The sequence below is a fragment of the Phycicoccus avicenniae genome (assembly GCF_018139485.1).
GTDB classification, from domain to species: domain Bacteria; phylum Actinomycetota; class Actinomycetes; order Actinomycetales; family Dermatophilaceae; genus Phycicoccus; species Phycicoccus avicenniae.
This window is the reverse complement of sequence record NZ_JAGSNF010000020.1, coordinates 16980-40703: the sequence shown is the minus strand read 5'-3', so window position 1 is coordinate 40703 and position 23724 is coordinate 16980. Positions and strand designations below refer to the sequence as shown.

At 70.3% G+C, this 23724-nt stretch carries 22 protein-coding genes; 8 read left to right on the top strand and 14 right to left on the bottom strand.

Annotated features, from left to right (window positions below; genetic code table 11):
• From KC207_RS13780 to KC207_RS13750, 7 genes are all read right to left on the bottom strand, one after another.
• Positions 1–531 carry a Pycsar system effector family protein gene (locus tag KC207_RS13780; RefSeq protein WP_507164784.1) on the bottom strand — a complete coding sequence of 177 codons (531 nt, stop codon included), beginning with the start codon at positions 529–531 and terminating at the stop codon, positions 1–3.
• Entirely contained in the window at positions 524–1474 is a 951-nt protein-coding gene (locus tag KC207_RS13775; protein WP_211603886.1) for a hypothetical protein, read from the bottom strand. Before KC207_RS13775 ends, KC207_RS13780 begins: the two co-directional genes overlap by 8 nt.
• A gap of 62 nt (positions 1475–1536) precedes the next feature.
• Entirely contained in the window at positions 1537–4032 is a 2496-nt protein-coding gene (locus KC207_RS13770) for a DEAD/DEAH box helicase family protein (RefSeq protein ID WP_211603885.1), read from the bottom strand.
• A gap of 1 nt (position 4033) precedes the next feature.
• Positions 4034–5731 (bottom strand): site-specific DNA-methyltransferase, encoded by a 1698-nt coding sequence (locus KC207_RS13765; protein WP_211603884.1) that lies wholly within the window; start codon positions 5729–5731, stop codon positions 4034–4036.
• Positions 5732–5955: 224 nt separating this feature from the next.
• Positions 5956–6261, bottom strand: a complete 306-nt coding sequence (locus tag KC207_RS13760; protein ID WP_211603883.1) for a hypothetical protein — start codon at positions 6259–6261, stop codon at positions 5956–5958.
• A gap of 198 nt (positions 6262–6459) precedes the next feature.
• On the bottom strand, positions 6460–6744 hold the full coding sequence (locus KC207_RS13755; RefSeq protein WP_211603882.1) for a hypothetical protein: 285 nt from the start codon (positions 6742–6744) through the stop codon (positions 6460–6462).
• Between the two features lie 498 nt (positions 6745–7242).
• The gene (locus KC207_RS13750; RefSeq protein WP_211603881.1) at positions 7243–7686 is read right to left on the bottom strand and encodes a hypothetical protein; all 444 of its coding nucleotides are present in this window, start codon (positions 7684–7686) and stop codon (positions 7243–7245) included.
• A gap of 524 nt (positions 7687–8210) precedes the next feature.
• On the opposite strand from KC207_RS13750, the gene KC207_RS13745 reads away from it, so the two are divergent.
• The 5 genes from KC207_RS13745 to KC207_RS13725 are packed head-to-tail and all read left to right on the top strand — an operon-like array spanning position 8211 to position 13056.
• Positions 8211–8837: a hypothetical protein gene (locus KC207_RS13745; protein ID WP_211603880.1), complete on the top strand. Its 627-nt coding sequence runs from the start codon at positions 8211–8213 to the stop codon at positions 8835–8837.
• Positions 8834–10393, top strand: a complete 1560-nt coding sequence (locus KC207_RS13740) for a TnsB C-terminal domain-containing protein (RefSeq protein WP_211603879.1) — start codon at positions 8834–8836, stop codon at positions 10391–10393. The genes KC207_RS13745 and KC207_RS13740 overlap by 4 nt, the downstream gene beginning before the upstream one ends.
• Positions 10390–11145, top strand: a complete 756-nt coding sequence (locus KC207_RS13735) for an AAA family ATPase (RefSeq protein WP_211603878.1) — start codon at positions 10390–10392, stop codon at positions 11143–11145. Before KC207_RS13740 ends, KC207_RS13735 begins: the two co-directional genes overlap by 4 nt.
• Positions 11142–12326: a hypothetical protein gene (locus KC207_RS13730; protein WP_211603877.1), complete on the top strand. Its 1185-nt coding sequence runs from the start codon at positions 11142–11144 to the stop codon at positions 12324–12326. Before KC207_RS13735 ends, KC207_RS13730 begins: the two co-directional genes overlap by 4 nt.
• Positions 12327–12336: 10 nt before the next feature.
• Positions 12337–13056 carry a helix-turn-helix domain-containing protein gene (locus tag KC207_RS13725; protein ID WP_211603876.1) on the top strand — a complete coding sequence of 240 codons (720 nt, stop codon included), beginning with the start codon at positions 12337–12339 and terminating at the stop codon, positions 13054–13056.
• 16 nt (positions 13057–13072) lie between these two features.
• Here the strand turns inward: KC207_RS13725 and KC207_RS13720 are convergent, their stop codons facing one another.
• The 5 genes from KC207_RS13720 to KC207_RS13700 form a co-directional block, all read right to left on the bottom strand.
• A complete protein-coding gene (locus tag KC207_RS13720) occupies positions 13073–13483 on the bottom strand; it encodes a hypothetical protein (RefSeq protein WP_211603875.1) in 411 nt (136 codons plus the stop codon).
• 271 nt (positions 13484–13754) lie between these two features.
• Entirely contained in the window at positions 13755–16706 is a 2952-nt protein-coding gene (locus KC207_RS13715) for a vitamin B12-dependent ribonucleotide reductase (protein ID WP_211603874.1), read from the bottom strand.
• A gap of 59 nt (positions 16707–16765) precedes the next feature.
• Positions 16766–17263, bottom strand: coding sequence for a transcriptional regulator NrdR (gene nrdR, locus KC207_RS13710; RefSeq protein ID WP_211603873.1), 498 nt, complete (start codon positions 17261–17263; stop codon positions 16766–16768).
• A gap of 538 nt (positions 17264–17801) precedes the next feature.
• The gene (locus KC207_RS13705) at positions 17802–18707 is read right to left on the bottom strand and encodes a cobalamin-binding protein (protein ID WP_211603872.1); all 906 of its coding nucleotides are present in this window, start codon (positions 18705–18707) and stop codon (positions 17802–17804) included.
• A 116-nt stretch (positions 18708–18823) separates the two neighbouring features.
• Entirely contained in the window at positions 18824–19783 is a 960-nt protein-coding gene (locus KC207_RS13700; RefSeq protein WP_211603871.1) for an NAD(P)-dependent alcohol dehydrogenase, read from the bottom strand.
• Between the two features lie 77 nt (positions 19784–19860).
• On the opposite strand from KC207_RS13700, the gene KC207_RS13695 reads away from it, so the two are divergent.
• From KC207_RS13695 to KC207_RS13685, 3 genes are read left to right on the top strand one after another with little or no spacing between them, the layout of a single operon-like run.
• Complete coding sequence (locus KC207_RS13695) at positions 19861–20514, top strand: TetR/AcrR family transcriptional regulator (protein WP_249138751.1); 654 nt, start codon at positions 19861–19863, stop codon at positions 20512–20514.
• Complete coding sequence (locus tag KC207_RS13690) at positions 20511–20891, top strand: hypothetical protein (protein ID WP_249138750.1); 381 nt, start codon at positions 20511–20513, stop codon at positions 20889–20891. Before KC207_RS13695 ends, KC207_RS13690 begins: the two co-directional genes overlap by 4 nt.
• 45 nt (positions 20892–20936) lie before the next feature.
• The gene (locus KC207_RS13685) at positions 20937–21530 is read left to right on the top strand and encodes a GNAT family N-acetyltransferase (RefSeq protein WP_211603870.1); all 594 of its coding nucleotides are present in this window, start codon (positions 20937–20939) and stop codon (positions 21528–21530) included.
• On the opposite strand, the gene KC207_RS13680 is transcribed toward KC207_RS13685, so the two are convergent.
• Positions 21508–22512, bottom strand: coding sequence for a quinone oxidoreductase family protein (locus tag KC207_RS13680; RefSeq protein ID WP_211603869.1), 1005 nt, complete (start codon positions 22510–22512; stop codon positions 21508–21510). The genes KC207_RS13685 and KC207_RS13680 overlap by 23 nt on opposite strands.
• A gap of 763 nt (positions 22513–23275) precedes the next feature.
• A complete protein-coding gene (locus tag KC207_RS13675; protein WP_211603868.1) occupies positions 23276–23659 on the bottom strand; it encodes a LysM peptidoglycan-binding domain-containing protein in 384 nt (127 codons plus the stop codon).
• Positions 23660–23724: the final 65 nt, after the last annotated feature.

The following is a 23724-nucleotide window of genomic DNA, read 5'->3' as shown; positions in this document are numbered from 1 at the left end:
TCACTTCCAGACTGCCGCGAAGGCGGCGATGCCGAGAAACACGACGGCGCCCGCGAGGGTCACGATCGCGCGGTTGCTCCACTCGTACTTGCGTTGAGCCACAGCCGCGTTCGCGTACACCTGCTCACCGATGGCCTTCGTCAAACGGGCGGGGTCCACGGTGAGTTCGGCGAGCAGGTGGAGGTACGCCTCCTTCTGCGGCGCCGGATGACCGAGGGTGATGTGGCGGTAGTAGAGCGGATTGTCGTAGGTCTCTACCTGCCCCTTGGGCATGCGCACACGTGGAACCAGAGCCACGAGCGCTTGTACGGCCGTCGCGAGAAGCAGCAGGCCGCAAGCGACGGATGCGGCGATGACGACGAATCCGGGGCAGGTGACGGAGTCGAACACCTTGTAGAGCCCGATTGCGGTAGCGGCGGTGACAGCCACGGTGGCTCCGACTTTACTGTCGGCGTGCTTGACCCAGTCATTGACTAGAGAGAGCGTCTTCCACGCGTGGTCGGGATCGGGGCCGGGTGTCTGGCTACCCACGGCGTCGCCGCCCGAAGGAGGTGGCTCCGAAGCGGTGGGCGCGCCGCTGCGCACGGTTCTGTTCTCGTGCCAGCCTGAACGCGGTGGCGTGCTGGGACTTCCGCACCTGATCGCGGACGCCGTCGGCGTCGTCGCGGTGTGTCTGGCCATCGAGGATGGCGGCGCAGAAATCGTCGCGGCAGGTCTCGCACCACTTCGCCTTGAGGAGGCGCCCTGCGGCTTCGTCCTCGTCGTGGTTCAACTTCTCGATGGAGACGTCCTGCCAGAGGTTCGGCCCGGGATCGCACGCGCAGGTGACCGAGAGATAGTCGTTGCCGCTGATGAAGTCCCAGACCGAACCAGTGACAATCAGTTCGTGGCGTAAGGCTTGCTGGGCTGCCTTTGCGGCGTAGTTCACGGGCTTGCCCGCCCACACCGGCTCCTGCTCGTTCTCGTTGCGAGGAGTGCCGAGGTTCTTGACGAGCGTGCGCTGAGAGGCGATCCCGACCTTGAACCCGGTTTCGGGTCCGCCCTTCCAGCGTGCTTCGAGTTTCGGGACGAGGGTCTCTTCACTGAAAGTCTTGGCGGTGACACCCGCGCAGAGGGCTCGTTCGTAACGCCGCTCCCCCCAGAAGATCGCGAAGACGCCGTCGCCCTGGATCTGGATATAGTCCGCTTCGAACTTGTTCATGATGTGCACCACGTTGCCGGTCGCGGCGCGGTAGATCGCCGCGGTACTGGCGGCGTGCTTACCGAGCCCGAGTGCCGTGGAGTTTTGGAGGTCGGCGAAGACAGCGACGACGTCTTCGAGCCGGTACCAGGTCTTGTTCTTGGCGTCTGGGAGGTCGTTCGCATCTAGGTCATCTGGGTCGACGTCTTCGACGGGTGGGTTCTTGTCGAGGACGTCCTTGGTCTCTTCGGCGCAGTCGTCGAGCAGGTCACTGACCGGCTTCATGGGGGTCACGCTCCTTCCTTCCTCAAGAAGGTATGCCGTACCGCCGACACCTTCTGCGTCCTGCTGTTTCTCTACTCGGGCCTGGTCTCGGCGATGAGGGCGTCCCAGGATCCGGCTGCTGCTCGGATGTGGGTTTCCGTGGCGAACATGTACCGCCATGGGGGTTCGTGGCCGCTGTCTTGGACGGACCGAGCCCAGGTTTCGGCGGCTTCCCGCTTGGCGGTGACGTCGGTGTCGGCGGCGTGCCGGTCTGCTTTGCCTTCGATGAGCCAGTGGGTGCCGCTGGTGTCGATGGCGACGAAGTCGGGGTAGTAGCGGCCGCCGGTGTCGAGGCTGATGTAGGCGGGGTCGTTGGGGGTGAGGCGGAGCCACCAGGCGATGTTGGGGTCGCGGTCGAGGAGGTGGGCGAGTTCCCATTCGGTGGTGCGGGCGTCGAAGGTGACGGCGGGGGTGATGCTGCGCTGCCAGCCGGTGAACTGTGTGTGCCGGATGAAGGTGTCGTTGTAGGCGTCGAGGGCGTCGCCGTGGACGAGGGTGGCGTGGTCGGAGAGGGTGATGGGGGCCAGGACGTGTTCCATCCGGGTCTCGCGGTTCCGGATGGCGTCGCGGATGAGGGCCCTGATGCCTTCGAGGGCGGCCTGTCGTCGGCGTTCGGTCCATTCGGCGGTCTGGTCGTCGCTGGTGACTCCGGCGCCTTTGAGGAACGCGTCGACGATGCGTCGGCAGCCGCCGAGGGACTCTCGCGTGCGGGGCACCTCGGGCTGGCGGAGGACAGTCTCGGTGAGGTCGTCTCGCACGCGGGTGATGATGACGTGGTCTTGGATGGCTCGGGCGTGTTCCTGGGGGCGGACGGTGATGCGTACGTCCTCACCGTCGTGTTCGGCTTCGAGGGCGTCGCGGAAGATGAAGGTGGGGGTGTCTCGGGTGAACTCTTGCCCGGCGCGTTCGGCGGCGCTGTTGGGGACGTTGGCGAGGGTGAAGTCGACGCGGGTGATGCGGGGCTCTCGCCGCGGGAACACGATCTGGGGCGAGCCGGGGGTCCGGTCGTGCAGTTGTGGCGGCGGGGTGTTGGTGCGGGTGTCGGTCTCGTCGAAGCCGATGACGGTGGTGCCGTCACCGGAGGGGACGTCGAGGTCGGTGGGTGCTCCCCCGCTCTCTGTGGTGCCGCTGTTCTCTGCGTCGTCGCTGGCGCTGTCGTCGGCGGTGGGGGCCGCGTTGCCGCTGCTCGGCGCGGGCTGGCCGCTGCCGCCGCTGCCGACTGGGTCGGGGCTGACGGTGGCGGCTCCGTGCTCGTCGACGTCGCGGGTGGTGGGGGTGGCCTGGAGCCGCTGGACGAGGACGTTGCGCTGGTCGAGGAGTTGCCGGTAGGAGTCGTGGGCGACGAGGTCTACCTGGTCCACGGCGGCGATGCCGGTCCTGGCCCCGAAGGGAAGTCGGAGGCCTCGGCCGAGGATCTGTTCGGTGAGCGCCTGGGAGGCCAGGGTTCGCAGGGCGACGATGACGGCGATGTTCTTGACGTCCCACCCTTCTTTGAGCATGTTGACGCTGACGATCGCGCGGATCGGCGAGTCGGGGTTCTCGACGTCGGCGAGGGCTTGGAGGGCTTCGTCGGTGGAGTGCGATGTGACGTGTAGGACGGCGTCACCGTCGCCGATGAAGTCGGGCTGGGCGAGGGTCGCTCCGGTCTGGTCGGCGTGCTCGATGGATCCGCAGACGACGAAGAGTGCGGGCTTGACTGCGGCCGCGTCGGGGTTGGCTGTCCGGTACGCGCTGTAGGCCTGCTCCTTGACGCGCAGGAGGGAGCATGCGTCTCGCAGTTGGGTGCGTTCGTCGGTCGTGCCGTCGCGGCGGTAGACGATGACGGGGGTCTTGACGTAGCCGTCGGCGATGGCCTGGCCGAGGGTGTAGCGCGACCTGATCTTGGGCAGGTGCTCTGGGGCGGGGGTGGCGGTGAGTCCGATGAGGGCTTCGGAGCCGAGGTCGCTGATGGCGGCGTTGAACGCGCGGGCCCGTGAGGAGTAGAGGTGGTGCTCGTCGGCGATGACGAACAGGTCGGTCGCGTTCTGGAGGTGCTCGTAGAGCGCCCCTCCGATGTTCTCGTCGTCCTGCCGGGTGCGGCGGGTGGCTTCGGCGGTGGGCGCGAGGAGTTGCTGGACGTTGAACACGAACACCTTGAGGGCCGCGGTGTCGTGCAGGAGCGTGCCGGTCTCGGCGGTGCGGAAGGTCTCGGGGGTGATGACGACGGGGACGAGGTCGGCGCCGGGGACGTACTTGCGGCTGGCTGCGTCGAAGTTGTCGATGGTCTTGCGTTGGATGGTCGAGCCGGGGGTGACGATGAGGACGTTGCGGACGCCCTGGTGTGCCAGGTACTCCACGAGCGCGGACATCAGGTAGGTCTTGCCGACCCCGGTGGCGAGGTCGGCGACGGCTTCGCTGTCGGTGTCGGGTTCGCTTCCGGCGAGCCAGGTGACGAGGTCGTCGAGGGCTTGCCGGTTCGGTTCGCGCAGGTCGAACCGGGCAGCGATCTCGGCGATCAGGTCGGGGTCGTGGGTGATGTTCGTGCGCATGTCACTTCACTGTGGTCGCTGGGAACAGGTCATCGGGGGCGATCCTCAGCCGGGATCCGGGCCGGAGGTCGCGCAGGAGGGTCGCGGCCTCCGGCAGGGCGGCTTTGGCGACGACCGTGACGGTCTCGCCGTCGGCGAGGTGCTGGACGAGGGCGCGGACTACGGCGTCGTCGGCGACTCCGTCGATGACGGCGAGGCGCTGCCGGTTCCGTCGCCCGCAGAAGACGGGGTGGTCGGGTGTGAGGGTGAACTTCAGTTGTCCGGCGACGGCCTTGGACCAGGCCCCGTTCGTGGCGTCCGGTGACAGGAACACCGTGCCGGTGTCCTCGTCGACCTCGTACATGGACGGGCCGACCCGGGCGATGGTGAACCCTCCCCCGCCCTGCCATGTCGTCTCGGTCTCGTTCCGGGTGCGGGTTGCTTCACGCAGCGCTTTGACGGTGGCCTCGTCGAGGCCGTCGAGAGTCTTGGCAACCTTGCCCAGGAGCGTCGTGAACGTCTGGGCGTCGGCGGGTGTCACGTCCGGCGGGAGGTCCTCGACGGGGACCCGGCTGGTGCGGCTGGTGATCCCACCGGGGTCGGTGCCCTCGACGACGGCGGTGAGGCGGGGGACGATGAAGGTCTGTGCGGTGGCGTCGAGGAGTTCGACGGTCACCCAGCGGCGGCCCATCTTGTGGGCGGTCGCGGCGGTGGTTGCCGACCCTGCGAAGCAGTCCAGGACGAGGTCGCCGGGGTTGGTCGCGATCCCGATGATCCGTTCCAGGAGCCGTTCCGGCTTCGGGGTGTCGAAGGGTGTGACGTCGGGGAACATCGCCTGGATGTGCTTCTTGGCCTCGTCGTTGGAGCCGACCTCCGACGCGAGCCAGATCGTGTGCGGGACCAGACCTGGGGCCTCGGACGCGAACTGCTTGATCCGGGGTCGACCGTTGCCACCCTTGGGGAAGTAGACGCGTCCGTCGGCCAGGAGCCGTTCGAACTCGTCCTCCTTCGCGCCCCAGCACCGGTTACGGGGAGGGTCGTGCACGACACCGGTCGGGGTGGTGATCTTGTACATCTGGTTGGCCCTGCTGCCCTGGGCCGTGAACGGGATGCTGTCCCACGGGCCGCGGGGGTCACCGTCGGGGTTCTTGGTCGCGTCGGTCCTGGGCAGCCGGTTGCGGACGTCGCGCCACTGCTTGACCGGACCTCGGGTGTAGACCAGGAGGTGGTCGTGGTTGTCGCTGAACGCGGACCGGTTCTCGCGGGTCGTGCGCTTCTGCCAGACGATCTGGGTAGCGCTCTTGTCGATGCCGATGACCTCGTCGAGCAGCAGGCGCATCCGGTGCACCTCCATGTCGTCCAGGTGAACCCAGATCGAGGCGTCGGGAGCCAGGAGCGGCACGATCGCCTTGAGGCGGTCGCGCATGAGCGTCAGCCACACCGAGTGTTCGAGTTGGTCGGAGTAGTGGGCGAAGACCTGCTTGGTGTTGAACGGCGGGTCGATGTAGACCAACTTGACCTTGCCGCGGTACCGCTGCGAGTACTCCGGGATCGTCGTCAGCGACCGCAGGGCGTCGCCCGAGTCCCCGACGAGCAGGAGGTTGTCATTGGTGCCGTCGTCGCCGACCGTCCCGACTTCTTCGATCGAGCGGACCTCGCGAACGCGGGGGTCCGTCGGGTCCACCCAGGTGTAGTCGTAGCGGCCGTCGCTGGCTGGCACGAGGGCAAGGTTCTTGCCCATCCACGACAGTTCGAGTCGCCCCTTGGGTGACGGCACGAGCAATCCCTCCCGATGTGTTCCGGTGTCGAACCTATCGTCCGCGGCGGACGACTGCTGGAACATCGGCGCAGGGACCGGAGGATGTGGCTGACGGCTCTTGTTGCCGGTTCAGTCGCAGCGACCGATGCCCTGCTGCCGGGCCCGGTACTGCCGTCAGGCGAGTCTCACGATGAGGGCTCGGCTGGCTGTGGTTCGTCATGGGGCGACCGACGCGGGTGACGGGCCGTCGCGAGCGAGTGGAACAGCAGCGCGTTGAGGACAACGGTGACCAGCGCGCCGACGGGAGCGACGAGTTCGGAGCGGGGGTCGCCGAGGTAGCCGCCGAGCATTGCGGAGGCGACGGCCGTCACGAAGAAGACGGGGATGCCGACGGGCAGCAGGAGGACGTAGAAGGGGTACGCGAGCCAGGCGACCCACGAGTCCTCATCGAGCCGCCAGCCGACCTGCATGATGATGTACAGCGTCAGCATGAGCGCGATGTAGCCCCCAGCGATCCGATACTTCCGCCATCCCATCGTGGGCGCCCCCTTCACGTGTCCATCATCCCATTCGGGCAGGACTGCCCGCCGTCCAACGCGGCAACGTGCCAGGCAGTCCCTAACGGGCCCCGGGTGACCTTGCGGCGATCGTGAAACGCGGCAGCAGCGCCGCGGTCTGCGTCGCTGCGCTCACTCCTCCTGGACGGGGATTCCCCAGGCTGTGTGGCCGCGGTTCCGTGGATGCTGGTCGGCGTGCCACCGGAAGGTGTAGCCAGCGGCCATGAGGAGTTCGCCCGCCTCTAGGGCTGTGACACCGATGTCCACATCGACGGTGAACGGGTCGAGGACACCACCTCGACGGACCTCGTAGGCCCGATCTCCCAGAACAGTAGCGACGTTCTCGGCCGTCTCCTTGTCCGGGCTGGTGATCCAGGTCGAGCGAGGCGAGGTCGCGATGAGCAATGTCGTGGGCACGCGCTCCATCCTGTCCCGTTCGGAGGGGGCTCAGTCGGTTCCGCGTCGGCCATCTGACCTTCCGCTCGTGTCAGCGCCGTGCGGACGGCAAGCCGCTGCCCCACGTGACGACCCGGCGAATCTGCGCACTAGCCATGGCGTCGGGCGTTGGCACGCCGCTTGAGCCTGCGGACGTACTGTCCCCATCGTGATTGGATGGCGGCCTCGTTGACGAGGAATGACGGGCTGCTCCAATACTCGGAGCGCCAAATCTCATCTTCATCCGGCGCGTCAGGATTTGTGAATCCCTGCTCGATGACTCGGTGCATCGGCGGTCCCGGGTTGGTGCCGGGTCTCCACTTCGGTGGGGGGCGCTCCTCTTCGGTCGTCACTGAATCAGTATGACGAGTTTGCCGGTCCGGGGCGCTGTTCTGCCCGAGGCCCCGGGCTGTAGTCGAGGACCTCACCGAAGCCGCGGCGACCCACCGAGTAGGCGCGAGTGCCCAGTCGGCGTCTGCTTCAACGAGTGCTGCTACGTCTCGGCTGCCGTAGTTCTCTTTCCAGGTCGTCGACCGCGAGGGCGAGGCGCTTGCTGGCGATGAGGAGATCATCGAGCCAGGTTGGCTGTTCTGAGCCGGGCTGGTTCTCGGCGGAGGCGACGGAGACGCGGCTCTGCAACGTCCTGTTGGCGGTGATGATCCTGCGAATGTGGGCGGTACTGACGGCGATCGCGTCGCGCCCCTGTCCTTGGCGGCCGTCGCGCTGTCTGTGAGCGTCTCGCTGCTTGCGGCATCGGGCGCAGAACTTCATCGGGCTGGGGCGGGGGTTGACGGTGGTGTCGCAGGTGGCGCACCACTGGGTGCCGTCGTCGGCTGGCCGGTTTCGCTCACCGCCGGTCTCGACGTGCGGCCGGGACCGGGCGGGGGTGTCGGCTCCGAGGGTGATCCCCATGGGGAGTGGCATGCCTTCGGTCCTTTCCGTCCGGCTCTGGGGCCGTTGCTGCGGTCTCTGGACGCACTTCGGAGTCTCTGGACGTCCAGAGACGAGCACAGCACCCGGCGCCCGGCCGGGCGGACGAGTTGCGCTCCCGATGGTTGCTGACCTGCGCATTTCCCCAGATTGCTTGCCACATCGTATATGCGTCGATCCGGGATGTCTCGGCCGGTCTCTGGACGTCTCTGGACGCCTTCGCGTCCAAAGCGATCATTCGCGGACGGTCCGGACGGTTTCTCTGGTGGTGCGCGCTTCGGGTGGTCCGGGGCGGCAGCGCAAGGGAGAGCAGATGTCGCGAGCAGTCGGTGGCCGCGGGGCCGGGTGGGGGCTCCAGTCGGTGGGGGCGTCTACCGTCCGTCGACACTCGAACGTCTGTTCGCTTGCTCGGTTCCCTAGCCGGGTGGATGGGGGTTCGGGGGCTCGCTCGAAGCGTCGGCCCTACGGCGCGGCCGGGTGGGGTGTCAACCGTGCACAGATGAAGATGGAGATCCGTCATGCGTGACCTGCATGCCGTCCCGGGGGTGTTCGCCTCGCGTCCGCTCCCCTACCCGATCTACGCCGCGTCGGGGTCCCCGTCGCGGGACCAGCAGACCCGGGACAGCCACGTCGCTGTCCTGGTCCACACCGTCATCGGAAGGGTCGCGGACACGTGTCTCGGCGCGCCGGTCGCGGATGCTGTCGCGGCCGTCCTGGCCGCCACCGAAGACGTCGTCCCGCCCGGTCGCGGAGCGGTGAAGACGCGGATGCTCGTCGCCGGGCACGCGAGCAAGTACGTCACCCGGTTCCTGCCATCAGCGGGCGCGACGTTCCTGGGGGCGGAGGTCCCTGTCGTGAGGGGCCGGGTCGACCTGGCCTGGTCTCACCCGGACTGTGGGGTCTGGTTCGACGAGATCAAGGTGTGGCGGCACGCCCGCACGGTCTGGGACTGGCGCACCTACGACCAGATCGAGCGCTACCTGAGCGCGGGGTCTGCCATGTTCGGCGACGCGTTCACCGGGGTCCGGCTCGTGGTCACCGGCCACACCTACGACTGCGTCCTGGTCGACCCCGGCGGTGAGGTCATCCCCCTGGCTGAGTCCGTGCTCGCCCCCACCGCGCTGACTCTCGGCGGTGCGGCGTGACGACGTACGACATCACGGCCCGGCAGGCGGTCGTCGCGTCCCTGCTGCGCCTCGGCGGCGGCCAGTCCCCGTCGAGCGCACACGTGAACCGTGTCGCGGCCCTCTACGGGGTGACGCAGCGAACGATCTACCGATGGCTGCGCGACCCGATCCTGCGGGAGGCCCTCGCGCCGGTCCCGGTGGGTATCCGGCGGCGCGGGTTCAAGATCACGACGATGCACCTGACGGTCATCGCCGACGAGCAGAACGCGCGCTCGGCGTGGCGGCGGCTGCGGGACGCGGGCGAGGTCGAGTGCTCCTACGCGACGTTCATGCGGGCGCTGGACAACTGCGACCCGGGCCTGCGCGAGGCCGCGATCCACGGGTTCAAGGGCCTGGTGAACAACCGGCTCTACCTCAAGCACACTCCCCCACACCGCAACCACACCTTCCACCTCGACCACACGATCCTGGACGTGTTCGTGTGGCCCTCGCACCGGGAGAAGTCCCCGATCCGGGCCCAGGTCACGGTCGTCGTGGACGGCTACTCCGGGCTGATCCACGCCGTCCCGTGGAAGACCGACGTCAACGGCGACATGGTCGCTGCGGCCCTCGTGGAGGCCGCGACCGAGCGCGACTACTACGGCGTCAAGGTCGGCGGCGTTCCCGAGCAGGTCGTCCTGGACAACGCGGCCGCGCACTTCGGGCCCGCGATGCGCGCCGGGGCGCAGAACCTCGGCTGGCTGCTGTCCCCGACGCACCCGTACTCGTCGTGGCAGAACGGCAAGGCCGAGCGCGCGATCGGGCTGCTGAACCAGCGCCTGGCGAACCGGGCACCCGGCGCGACCGACGCGGGCACGACCCGCAAGAACATGCGCCGCCACATCCCGGTCACCCAGATGGACCGGCTCGACCCGAACACGGTCTGGTCCTGGAAGGCGTTCACGCTCGCGCTGCGCGAGGTCGTGGACGACCTGAACCGCAACGTGCCCGTCGAGCGCCTCGGGAACCAGACCCGCCTGGCCGTGTACGCCAAGGACCCGACCGAACGGCACCCGATCGACGCCTCGATCGCGGTCCAGTCGATGCTGCACACCGCGGAGCGCACCTACCAGGCCACGAAGAACGGCATCCAGTACGACAACCGGCAGTACGTCAGCGCCGACGTCCAGTTCGGGCGCCGCTACCTGGTGCGGTACCTGCCGACGTTGCGGGACTCGATCCACCTCTACACCGCCAACGGCCAGTACGTCGGTGAGGCGTTCGAGGCCGGGTCGCTCCCACCGAAGGCGAGGGCGAAGTTCATGGCCGCGCGGGCCCAGCAGGAGCGGGCCGCGACCGCGATCGAGCACGGAGTCGTCGCCGCCCGCCGCCACTTCGCTGACGCCGTCAACGCGCAGGTCGCGTCCACCGACGACGACGGCGCAGACGAGGTCGGGCCGTCCCTGACCGCAGAGATCAACGCGCGGGCGACCCAGCCTCGCCCGCGGCTCCCGCGGGTTCCCGCGCGACCGACCCCGAAGACCGACCCCGCGACCGAGTCCTGGCTCGCGGCCCTAGATGACGAGGACGCATGAACAGCACAGCGAAGGCGAAGACGCAGGTCGAGGCGGGCCTGAACGTCAACCTGATCCGCACCTCCCACTTCACGATGGGGCGGCGCCTGGCCAGAGGGGCGGTCGCGGTCAACGGGCTCGTCGCGATCGACGGACCGCCCGGCACCGGGAAGACCACGTGCGTTCGGCACTTCGCCGAGACCGTCGGCATCCCGTCCGCGATCATCACGATGGCGGCCAGGCCAGCGCCGCTGGAACTTCTGCGCGCGACCTACCGGACCGTCACCGGTTTGGAACCGACCGGGACGCGCTACCAGATGCAGCACGACCTCCTGCCGGTCCTCAGCGAGTGGGACGGCGTCCTCATCGTCGATGAGTGCCAGGCGGCGCAGGTCCAGACCATGCAGCAGTTGACCTGGCTGTGGGAGGAGTCCCGCCAGCAGTTCCCGATCGTGCTCGTCGGGACCGGCATCCTCACCGCGCTCACCCGTTACCCGCAGTTGAAGAGCCGCGTCATGGGGCACACCTTCTTCCAGCCGTTGACCGGCCGAACGCTCCTGGACACTGTGCGAGACCTCGACAGCCGGTTCGCCGACGCGAACACCGAGGACCTCCTCCACCACGACCGGGTCGCGTGCCACGGGCTCCTGCGTCTGTGGAGCAACACCGTCCGCTGGCTCGACTCCACCACTGTGACCGGGACCGTCACCGCGGCCGATCTGAACGCCATCGCCGGGATCCTCCCGCCCCCGGACCAGGAGCAGGCGGCATGAACCTCACCCTCTCCCCTACCCCGTCGAGCCGTTTCGCGTGGGAGTCCGTCCCGGACACCGACCCCAGTAGCGGTGTCCTGACCGCGTCCGTCACGATGACGCGCAACTCGTGGGGCATCAGCCAGGACCTGCTCCGCGGCCTCGGCGCGCGCCACGACATCGCCGGGGCCGGACAGAACCACGCCGAGGACGTCCGCCTCCTCACCTGCTGGCTGCGCGCGTACGACATCCGCCTGGTCGTCGTGCGCAACGCGCACCTCACGTCCTGGCCGCACCTGCTCACGTTCCTGCTCGACCTGGGCCAGAGCGCGCACTGCGACATCGCCCTCACCCAGGACGAGGACGTCACCGGGGCACTGCCCGACTGGGTCGAGGACCACGGCGGAACGATCGACCCCGCCCTGCCACCGCTCTTGGACCGCATCGACAGCGTCAGCCGCCCCCAGCACCCCATCCCGGCATCTGACGTCTCCCCATTCCCCGCGTTCCTGCCCGACGTGGACTTCTACGCCTTCCGAGGGATGTGCAGGGACCTCCTCCCCCATGAGGAGTTCACCGTCGTCGACGACCTCTACGTGCGCACCTTCCATGCCGTGAACGCCGAACAGGTCAGCACCCCCGAGGACGTCTCCGACTTCCTCCGCGCCCGCATCTCGTCTGTCACCAGCGAGGGCGCAGCCGTCACGATCGCCCGCGCGACCCAGGCCGCCCTCTTCAAGGCCGGGATCCACCTCTACGTGTGGATGCCGACCCTGCGCACCGCGATGCGCCGCGACCTGCACCGGCAACTCACCCCAGCAGAGATCCGCTCGCTGCGCGCCTACCGCACACCCTGGCGCTCCGCCGCCGTTGCCCTCTGCGACGCAGGTCTGACCACCAACGACATCGCGACCCTGCGACTGCACGACGTGGACCCGACCGGCAACGTCGCAGGCCTCGGCTCTCCCCTCAGTGACGACGCCCGCGTCTTCATGCGAGCGCAGCGCTTCGCCCGGCAGACCCAGACCGCCGCGGATGACGACCTCTTCATCACCGCAGGGGCGGCCCCGTTGCGCGCGGAACTCCGGCACGCCGGACGGGAACTTCTCATTCCGGTTGTCACCGCCCAAGCCAAGTTCAACGACAGCCGCAAGGACACGTGGCGCAAGACCATCGGCGTCCGCCTCTCCCCACTGACCTGAAAGCACCCTCATGGCCGTCTACATCAACGGACAACTCCTACGCGAGGCGCTCCTGCGCCACCACTACACCGACCGCGAGTTCTGCCGAGCCACCGGCATCGCGCAGCAAGTCCTGCGCGCCATGCTCTTCCGGAACGAAGCCAGCCCCGGCCTCGCCATCAGCGACATCCTGGCGTGCGCCCGCGCCACAGGCCTCTCCCTCGACGACCTCCTGACCGAGCCCCTCCCCGAACCCTCCCGCGAGCATCAGGACGACGCGATCGTCCTCGCGCAGATTCTTGCCGCCGTCAGACGTCGGCAGCCCACACGCCGGATCGCGGCCGTCCTCGGCTGGGACCTCCCCCGAACCCATGCGGCCATCACCGACCTCGACGCTCGCCTCGAACCCCTCGGCATGAAGATCGCCACCGTTCCCGGCGTCGCGATCGCCTCCCGCGGAACGGGACTGAGCGCCACGATCAGCGAACTCAACCAGAGGCACGACGCCCACGACGGCCTACACCACGGCGCCGCGCGCACCCTCAAGAACATCCTCAACGGAACCTTGAGCAGCCGCGAGTTGCCCAACGACACCCAGGTCCAGATCGGGATGCTCATCAACCGAGGCGCCATCACCCTCGGCCCGTCCGGCGAGCAACGGTTCATGCCGTCCGAGCACCTGCGCTTCGCCCTTCTCGACGACCTCGACACCGACTGGGAGCCGCCCCAACGCACCCCGATCCAGCGCTAGCACCGCGCTCAGCCGGTCATTGCGCCCACCGCGCCGCGTCCGAGCGGGCAGCCGACACGACCCGCGCCATCGCGCCACCAGCATGGAGCCACTGCCAGGCGTTCATTCCGGAAAAGCGCTGGTCAGAGGCCTGGAACCACTGAGCGATCGTCAGCCAGCCGCACCCCGCCTCGCGAAGGACCTTCACAACCTCAGCGACGCCCACCTCATGAGGTCCCACCGCTGACCCGTTCGGCCACTGCGCCGCCGGGTACAGCGCTGAGCCGTCGGACGTCGGGACAGCCACAAGCCGGTCGCTGCCGGTCCACTCCGCCACCTGACCGAGCGGCACCCCTCCCCGGCGAGCGACCGCTTCGATCGTGAGGAAAGGACCCAGGTCGGCCTCCGGCGTCATCGCCCCGACCTCGTTCGCGTCAACGACACCCACTCGGCTTCACCTCTTCCGTCCCTCATCAGCGTAGATGCGATTCGAGCGGCCGGATCCACGCGGAGCGCGCTCGGGAGCGCCTTCCGACACCGGAGCAACCACCCCAGCAACAACGCGAGAGGGCGGGCCGCCGAAGCGGTCCGCCCTCTCGCGTTCTACTCACCCGATGTGACCTGGATCACTGACACTCTCGTGCGAATCCACTGACACAACCGTGCGATTCCACTGACATTTCAGTGCGAATCCACTGACATTCGAGTGAGACCTGACATCAGCTGCAGCCGGAGGTGCTGCCGCAGCCCTCGCAGACGTAGCAGGAGCCGGCGGGGCGCATCTTCGTCCCGCAGGTCATGCACATCGGGGCGTCGGCGGCCTTGGAGTCACCGAACGCGGCGAGCAGGTCGGCCGAGGAGTGGATCTCCCCCGACACCTGACGGGCCGAGGCGGCACCCGAGCCGGACGCCGTCGTCGACGCCGAGGTCGCGTCGGCCGAGGACTCGCTCGCCGCGGCCGGGGCCGAGGCGGACTCCTCCGCGGCACGCTTGGACGTGGCGCCGATCCCGGCGGCCAGGCCCTCGATCTCGCCCTCGAGCTCCTCGTCGGACTCGTCGGTCACCGGGGCGTAGGAGCCGGTCTCGAGCTGGCGCGCCCGCTCCTCGGCGGTGTGGATCCCCATGAACGAGCGGGTGTCGAAGTCCATGTAGTCCAGCGCCAGCCGGCGGAACACGTAGTCCATGAGCGACTGCGCCATCCGCACGTCCGGGTCGTCCGTCATGCCGGCCGGCTCGAAGCGCATGTTCGTGAACTTCTCGACGAACGTCTCGAGCGGCACGCCGTACTGCAGCGCGACCGAGGTGACGATCGAGAAGGCGTCCATGACACCGGCGAGCGTGGAGCCCTGCTTGCCGAACTTGAGGAACACCTCGCCGAGGCGGCCGTCCTCGTACGTGCCGGCGGTGAGGTAGCCCTCGGCACCACCGACGGTGAAGGACGTCGTCTGCGAGCCACGACGCTTCGGCAGCCGCTCGCGGGTCGGCCGGTAGACGACCTTCTCGACGATCTCGGCCTCGGCGGCCTTGACCGCGTCCGCGGCCTTGTCCTTGGCGGTGGACCCACCGTCGGACAGCGGCTGGCCGACCTTGCAGTTGTCGCGGTAGACCGCGAGCGCCTTGAGCCCGAGCTTCCAGCCCTGGACGTAGACCTCCTCGATCTCCTCGACCGAGGCCGTCTCCGGCAGGTTGACCGTCTTGGAGATCGCGCCGGAGAGGAACGGCTGGGTCGCCGCCATCATCCGCACGTGGCCCATCGGGGAGATCGCCCGGGCGCCCATCGCGGTGTCGAAGACCTCGTAGTGCTCGGTCTTCAGGCCGGGAGCGTCGATGACGTGGCCCTTGTCGGCGATGTACTCGACGATCGCCTCGACGGTCTCCTCGGTGTAGCCGAGCTTGCGCAGGGCCCGCGGGATCGTGAGGTTGACGATCTGCATCGAGCCGCCGCCGACGAGCTTCTTGAACTTCACGAGGGAGAAGTCGGGCTCGATGCCGGTCGTGTCGCAGTCCATCATGAAGCCGATGGTCCCGGTGGGGGCGAGCACCGACGCCTGGGCGTTGCGGTAGCCGTTCTTCTCGCCGACCTTGACGACGGCGTCCCACGCCTTCGTCGCGACCCGGTGGATGTCCTTGTCCATCGTGTGCATCGTGCGGACCGCGTCGTTCGCCGCGGCGTGCTTGCGCATGACCCGCTTGTGGGCGTCGGCGTTGCGGGCGTAGCCGGCGTACGGGCCGACGACCCCGGCGAGCTCGGCGGAGCGCTTGTAGGCGGCACCGGTGAGCAGCGAGGTGATCGACGCGGCGAGGGCGCGGCCACCGTCGGAGTCGTAGCCGTGGCCGGTGGCCATGAGCAGCGCGCCGAGGTTGGCGTAGCCGATGCCGAGCTGGCGGTAGTCACGCGTCGTCTCGCCGATCGACTCGGTCGGGAAGTCCGCGAAGCAGATGGAGATGTCCATCGCCGTGATGACGAGCTCGGTGACCTTCTGGAAGGTCTCGGCGTCGAAGGTGTCGTCGTCCTTGAGGAACTTCAGGAGGTTGAGCGAGGCGAGGTTGCACGAGGAGTTGTCGAGCGACATGTACTCCGAGCACGGGTTGGACGCGGTGATCCGGCCGGTCTCGGGGTTGGTGTGCCAGTCGTTGATCGTGTCGTCGTACTGGATGCCCGGGTCGGCGCACTCCCACGCGGCCTTGGCGATCTTGCCCATGAGCTCACGGGCGTCGACGGTCTCGATGACCGAGCCGTCCTGGCGCGAGGTGAGCCCGAAGTCTGTGCCCTCCTCGACCGCGCGCATGAAGGTGTCGGTGACGCGGACCGAGTTGTTCGCGTTCTGGTACTGGACGGAGGTGATGTCCTTGCCGCCGAGGTCCATGTCGAAGCCGGCGTCGCGCAGGGCGCGGATCTTGTCCTCCTCGCGCGCCTTCGTCTCGACGAACTCCTCGATGTCCGGGTGGTCGACGTCGAGGACGACCATCTTCGCCGCGCGGCGGGTGGCGCCACCGGACTTGATGGTGCCCGCGGAGGCGTCGGCGCCGCGCATGAAGGAGACCGGGCCGGAGGCGGTGCCGCCGGAGGACAGCAGCTCCTTGGAGGAGCGGATGCGGGAGAGGTTCAGGCCGGCACCGGAGCCGCCCTTGAAGATGAAGCCCTCCTCCTTGTACCAGTTGAGGATCGAGTCCATCGAGTCGTCGACGGAGAGGATGAAGCAGGCGCTGACCTGCTGCGGGCTCTTGGTCCCGACGTTGAACCAGACCGGCGAGTTGAAGCTGAACACCTGGTGCAGCAGGGCGTAGGTCAGCTCGTGCTCGAAGATCTCGGCGTCCTCGGGCGAGCCGAAGTAGCCGTGGTCCTTGCCGGCCTTGACGTACGTGAGGACGACGCGGTCGATGAGCTGCTTGAGCCCCGTCTCGCGCGCCTCGGTGCCGACGGCGCCGCGGAAGTACTTCGTCGTGACGATCGTCGAGGCGTTGACGCTCCAGAAGTCGGGGAACTCGACGCCCCGCTGCTCGAAGATCGTCTCGCCGGTCTTCCAGTTCTGCTGGACGACGTCACGCGTCTCCCAGGTCACCTCGTCGTACGGGTGCACCCCCGGGGTGGTGTAGATCCGCTCGATCTGCACCCCCTTGGCCTTGGCGGACTTACGGGCACCTGCACGTGCTCCGGCGGTCTCGGTCATGCCTCATCCCTCTCTTCTGCCCCGGACGTCCCGGGGCGTGGTGACCTTCTGGTGCTGTTCTACTGCTGGGGTCCGACAGGCCTGCTGACCTGCGGCTCCTCCCCCGTCGCGTCGTGCTCGGCGCGCAGGAGGGTGATGGCCGCCTCGAAGTCGGCCAGGGAGTCGAAGGCCTGGTACACCGAGGCGAACCTCAGGTACGCGACCTCGTCGAGCTCACGGAGCGGCTCGAGGACGGCGAGACCGACCTCGTGGGCGTCGATCTCGGCGCTGCCCTGCGAGCGGATGGTCTCCTCGACGCGCTGTGCGAGGAGGGCGAGGTCGTCCTCGGTGACCGGCCGGCCCTGGCAGGCCTTGCGGACCCCGACGAGGACCTTGGCGCGGCTGAACGGCTCGGTGACCCCGGAGCGCTTGACGACCGACAGGCTGGCGGTCTCGACCGTCGTGAAGCGGCGGCCGCACTCGGGGCACTGACGGCGGCGCCGGATGGCCGCGCCGTCGTCCGTCGTGCGCGAGTCCATGACCCGGGAGTCGGTGTGCCGACAGAACGGACAGTGCATGCTGGCGGGCCTCCCCTGTGGACGGATCGGTGGACTGTGGTGTGAACAACCTGTGGACGACCGGTGTTTCGTGTGCACAAGATGTGGACGAACTACATCGGTGTAACCACTAGATGTTGTGCTCATCATGCCCCGCGTGTGACGTGGGACGCAAGCAGGAGCGGCCGAAGATCGTCCGAACGGCTGTTTGCCCAGGTCAGAGGGGGTGCAGCGGCCCGATCGCCGGGGTGTCACCGCGTGTCGCGACACCACCCGTGGGGCTGATGTGACGCCTGGGGCACCACATCTGGGGTCGACGGGACGGTGGCGTACACCGAGCACGGCCCCCACATGTGGGGACGACCGGGGAGAGGGTGCTACTCCCCCGGGACGGACGCCTGGTGGGCCAGCGCGGCGGTGACGACGCCCTGCCAGCTGCTCACACCGCAGCGGGTCCCGGCGCCGCACCCGCACGACCAGTGCCATCGCCCGTGCGCGTCGCACGTGACGGCGGGGTGGTGGCTGCGGCGCGCGGCCGGCCGGCGAACCGTCGTCGTCCTCATGACGACGAGGAGGCGGTCGCGGCGGCGGCTGATACCGGCGCCTCGGGCACGGTCGCGGAACCGTGGAGCAGGTCGGCGAGCTCCTCGACCCCATCGACGAGCCGGGGCCCGGGGCGGGCCCACATGCCGTCGGCGTCGACCGGGTGGACGGTGACGCCCTCGGGCAGCAGCCCGGCGTCGAGGAGCGCGCGTGCCTGCTCGGCCGCGCCGTCCCGGTCGTAGCCGCACGGCGCGACGACGACGACGTCGGGCCGGGCCACATGGACGTCCTCCCACGTCACCCGGCCGGACCGCCCCCCCGGGGCGCCGAGGACGCACTCGCCGCCGGCGAGCGCGACCATCTCGGGGATCCAGTGGCCGGGGGCGTACGGCGGGTCGGTCCACTCGAGGACCGCGACCCGCGGACGGTGCCGTCCGGCGACACGAGCCGCCACCGCGTCGAGCCGGGCCCGCAGCGAGGCGACCACGACCTCGGCGTCGGCGCCCCGGCCGACGGCCTCGCCGATCGTCACGACCGAGGCGAGCACCTCCTCGAGGGTGTGCGGGTCGACGGTCAGCACGTCGGCGGTGCACGCGAGGTGGGCGAGCGCGTCGTCGACCGTCGCGACGTCGAGCGCGCACACGGCGCACAGGTCCTGGGTGACGACGAGGTCGGCGTCGAGCCCGGCGAGGGCGCCCTCGTCGAGCCGGTAGAGGTCCTCGCCGCGGGCGACGGCGGCGGCGACCGCCTCGTCGATCTCGCGGGGCGACAGACCGGACGGCAGGGTCGTCGACGACACGATGGTCCGCTCCCGCGCCTGCGGTGGGTGGTCGCACTCGAACGTCACGCCGACGACGTCGTCCCCGGCGCCCACCGCGAAGAGGATCTCGGTGGCGGACGGGATGAGGCTGACGACGCGCATCTCCTCGACGCTAGGGCAGCGCGGCGACGGTCGGGGGTCTTCGTGCAGGTGGAGGCGGCCGCCGGCTGAGAGCGGGCACAGGCTCGCGGACCGGCATCAGGCCCGGACGACGGCCGTCATCGCGACGCCCTCGGCAGGAGCAGGACGGTGCCGACCTTGCGCCCGGTGTCGACGCGGGCGTGCGCCGCGACGACGTCGTCGAGGGCGTACTCGGAGTCGACCACCGCCCGCAGCGACCCGGCGGCGGCCCAGCCGAGCAGGGCCTCCACGTCCGCCGTCCGCTCCGGTGCGGGACCGGCCTGCACGCGCCCGACGGCCTGGAGCGTCTGCGGGAGGTCCGCGGCGACGAGCAGCAGCCGGCCCTCCGGGGTGAGCAGCCGCCGACCGGTGCGCGGCGTGAGCGTGCCACCGGTGTCCAGGACGACGTCGAACCGCTCGTGCAGCGCCGTGACGTCGGTCGCCTCACGGTCGAGGACGGTCGTGGCCCCGAGCCGTCCGACGAGGTCGGCGTTGTCCCGGTGCGTCACGGCCGTCACGTCGCCTCCGAGCAGCCGGGCGACCTGGAGGGCGCTCGTCCCGACCTCGCCGCCCGCACCGACGACGAGCACCCGCGCGCCGAGCCGCATCCGGCCCTTGTCGCGCAGGTACGGCAGCGCCGTCGTGCCGCCGAAGAGCAGACCGGCCGCCGTGCGGTGGTCGACACCGTCCGGGAGCCGGACGACGCGCGTGCCGTCGAGGACCGCCAGCTCGGCGTGCCCGCCCATCCGGGTGCCGTTCATCGCGCACACCGCGTCGCCGGGCGCGAGGTCGCCCACCCCCTCCCCCGTCGCGACGACGACCCCGGACAGGGCCGCCCCGAGCACCGGGCGCCGGGGTCGCGACCAGCCGAGGGCGAGCCGGCCGGGCAGCCCGAACCCGCGGGGGAAGCGGGCGCCGCGGATGCGCGCGTCCCCGGCGCTCACCGCCACGGCCTCGACCCGGACGAGCACCTGTCCCGGGCCGGGCGCCGGGTCCGCCACCTCGACGACGTCCACGACCTCCGGGGGTCCGTACCCCGTCACCACCGCTGCCCTCACGACGCTCTCCTTACACGTGTAAGCCTGATGCCGTACCGTAGACTTACACCTGTAAGTCGTCAAGGGAGGAGCGGGCCGTGGTCCCCCAGCCGGGTCTGAGCACCGGGCGTGTCGTCGACGCCGCGACCGCCGTCGCCGACTGCGGGGGCCTCACCGCGGTGAGCATGCGCAGCGTCGGCAAGGAGCTCGGCGTCGAGGCGATGTCGCTCTACCACCACGTCGCGGGCAAGGACGCGCTGCTCGACGCCCTCGCCGAGAGCGTGTTCGCGCAGGTCGAGCTGCCCGGGGCGGGTGAGCCCTGGCGCACCGCGATGACCCGCCGGGCGAGGTCGGCGCGGTCGGTGCTCGGGGCGCACCCGTGGGCAGTCGGCCTCATCGAGTCACGGCCGGTCCCCGGCCCCTCGCTGCTGCGCCACCACGACGCGGTCGTCGCGTGCCTGGTCGGCAACGGGTTCCCGATGCGCCTGGCCGCGCACGCCTTCTCGGTGCTCGACGCCTACGTCTACGGCTTCGTGGTCACCGAGCAGAACCTGCCCTTCGAGGAGGTCGGCGGCGAGGCGGAGTACGCCGCAGGCCTGTCGGTCGAGGTGGCGGAGTACCCGCACCTGGTCGGCATGCTCGGCCATCTGCTGGGCGAGCCGGGGTACCGGTTCGGGGACGAGTTCGAGTACGGGCTCGAGATCGTCCTCGACGGACTGCAGGCCCGCCTGGCCGCCGAGGTCGGGCGGTGAGCACCGCCGCCGCGGTGGTGTTCACCGTGCTCATGGCCGCACTGTCCGTGCTGCAGGTCCTCGTCGCCGCGGGTAGGCCCTTCGGGCGGCTCGTCTGGGGAGGCCGGCACGAGGTGCTGCCCCGGCGGCTGCGGGTCGGCAGCGCCGTGTCGGTCGTCCTCTACGCGGCCTTCTCCTGGCTCGTCCTCGCCCGGTCGGGGGTGCTCCCGGGTGGTGACGCCCCCGGCGTCGGGGTCGGCACGTGGGTGCTCGTCGCGTACCTGGTGCTCGGGGTCGCCGTGAACGGCGTCTCGCGCAGCCGTCCCGAGCGGCTCGTCAGGACGCCCGTCGTCGCGGTCCTCGCCGGGTGCGCCCTCGTCGTGGCGCTCGAGGTCTGACGACGTCGTCGCGCCGGCTGTCGGTGCTCCGTGGTTGGCTGACGCATGGCCGAGAGCAGCGACCCCGTCTGGGAGACCCACCCGGTGACACCGGGCCGGTTCGAGGACTTCGCCGACGTCGTCAACCCGAACCGGCGCGCCACGCACTGCTGGTGCCTGTCGCACCGGCTGCGGGCCCGCGAGATCGAGGAGCTCGGCGGGGACAGCCGGGAGGCGGCGGCGCGCGCGCTCTGCGAGCGGGACGTCCCGCCGGGGGTGGTCACGTACCGCGACGGGGTACCGGTGGGGTGGTGCAACGTCGGGGCGCGGGCCGACATCCCGCGGCTCGTGCACAGCACCAAGATCCGCCCGATCGACGAGGTGCCGGTGTGGAGCGTCGTGTGCGTCGTCGTCCGGGGCGGACACAGGAAGCAGGGGGTGACGCGGCCGCTCATCGAGGGGGCGGTCGCCTTCGCGGCGGAGCACGGGGCGCCGGCGGTCGAGGCCTACCCCGCGGACCCGGCAGGCCGGATGGACACGACGATGGCGTTCGTCGGGACACGGTCCATGTTCGAGGCGGCCGCGTTCGAGGTCGTCGGGACCACCGAGGCGACGGCGAGCGGGATGCCCCGGCTCGTCATGCGCCGGACCCTGGGCTGAGCGGCGGGTCCTCCTCGGGCGGACGAACGCGGACGAGGACGGACCCGACCTTCGTCCCGGTCTCCACGTGGCGATAGGCGTCGGCGATGTCGTCGAGCGGGTAGGTCCGGTCCAGGAGCGGACGGAACGTCCCGGCCGCCAGCCGCGCGCGCAGGTGTTCGATGACCTGCGGGCCTTCCACCGGGAGCGGGAACACCACGCGTCGCCGCCGGGCCAGCGGCGTCGCGAGGGCGAGCACGGGGTTCTGGGCGAAGGGCCCGAGCTCGGACGACACGTACGTGCCGCCGGGAGCCAGCAGTGGGCGGCACTGCGCGAAGGTGCTCCGGCCGACAGCGTCGAGGACCGCGTCGAACGGGCCGACCGCCCCGCCGATGCCGCCACGCCGCCAGTCGACGACACGCCGGGCGCCGAGACCCCGGACGACGTCGACCCCCTCGGTCGGCGCCGTCGCCGTGACGTCGGCGCCGAGGTCGAGGAGCAGCTGGACCGTCGCGGAGCCGATGGCGCCCGTCGCCCCGTGCACGAGGACCCGGTCGCCGGGGCGCACCCCAGAGCGCCACAGGAAGGACAGGGCGTAGTGACCACCCTCCGTCGCCGCGGCGGCGGCATCGAGGCCGACCCCGGGCGGCACCGTCGCGACCATGGAGTCGTCGGCGACGGCGACGAGCTCCGCATGGGCGCCGAAGCGACCCTCGGCGTAGCCGAAGACGACGTCCCCGGCCGCGAAGGCGGTGACCTCGGACCCGACCCGCGTGACGACACCGGCGTACTCGGTCCACCAGACCCGCACCCGGGGCGCCCGCAGGCCGGTGACGGCCCGCATGAACCACGGGTGCGCGGCGCGGTACGCACAGTCCGTGCGGTTGACGGTCGTCACGTGGACGCGGACGACCAGGTCGTGGGGAGCGGGGACGGGCTCGGGGTGGTCCCGGACCTCGACGGCGTCCGGGCCGCCGTACCTCGTCGTCACCGCCGCGCGCACCCGCCCGAGGCTAGTGGCGTGCGGCGACGCGGTCGAGGGTCGACGTCGCGGGCCAGTGGTGGTGCCGGCGCTCCCTGGGGGGCGATGCCGTCGGGCTCTGTCCGCGGGCGGACCTCGAGGCGCGTCACCCGGGCCCCGGAGCGGCCCCGGGTGACGCCCCCTGAGGAGGATGCCGTCGACGCCGCGCGAGAGAGGGCGCCGGCGGCGAGGCACGCGACCCGGGAACCCTCTGTTGCTCCCGGGTCGCGCACCTATTCGCTCGGGCTGAGGCTCTGGTGCACCAGCGCTGCCGTGTACGCGTGGTGCCAGCCGCCCGAGGCCGCGACACCGCGGGCGCCGCACCCGCACGACCAGACCCACCGGCCGGCGCCACCGCAGTGGACCGTGGGGTGGTGGCTGGGCCGTGAGGCGCTCCGCCGACGCTGTCGCATGCCGAGAAGTCTGTGACCGCCGGTGGCCCGTCGACCAGCCGCGACGCGCACCGGTGGCCGAGCAGACGGCAGGCCCGACCGGGACGGTCGACCCCCGCTCGGCCGAACGGACGAGCGCGTCGGCTGGACGCGTGCCGGGAGACCCGCCCGGCGCCCGAGGCGTCACAGCACGGGCGATCGGCGTCGCGCCGGGGTCGGCGGCGTGCACAGCACGGAGGGCGCCGCGTCCACCGTGAGGGGATCGCGGCGCCCTCCGTCGTCCTGAGCCGGGTCGAGGGACTCGGACGTCTGTGGGGCGCGGGACGGCACGCTCGCCGCCCGGCGCGTGCGGGTCAGCCCCGCGGGATGACGAGCTCCTGGCCGGCGCTCACCTGCGCCGTGCTCATCGCGTTGGCGACCTGGATCGCGACGATGCCCTGGCTGATCGTCATCGACGGCAGCTCGGCCGCGGCGATCTCGGACAGGGTCTGGCCGGGGCTCACCGTCACGACCTGCTCGGCCTGCGCGGCGTCCGCGCCGCCGAGACCGCGGAACCCGAGGACCGACGCGACGAGGAGCGCCGCGAGCACGAGGAGGACGAGCCGGCCACGGGCCGTGAGGCGGACCGCCCCGCTCGGGGCCACCGCCGGCGCCGGGTGGGGGACGACGGTCAGCCGGGGCCGTCGCGGAGCAGGGACGACGTACCGGTCCGCGGGCTCCCACGCGATCGCACTCATCTGGTCCTCCATCCCGGCGGCCAACGCCACCCTCTGCCCGTCGACCTGGTTGCTGCCGACCTGGC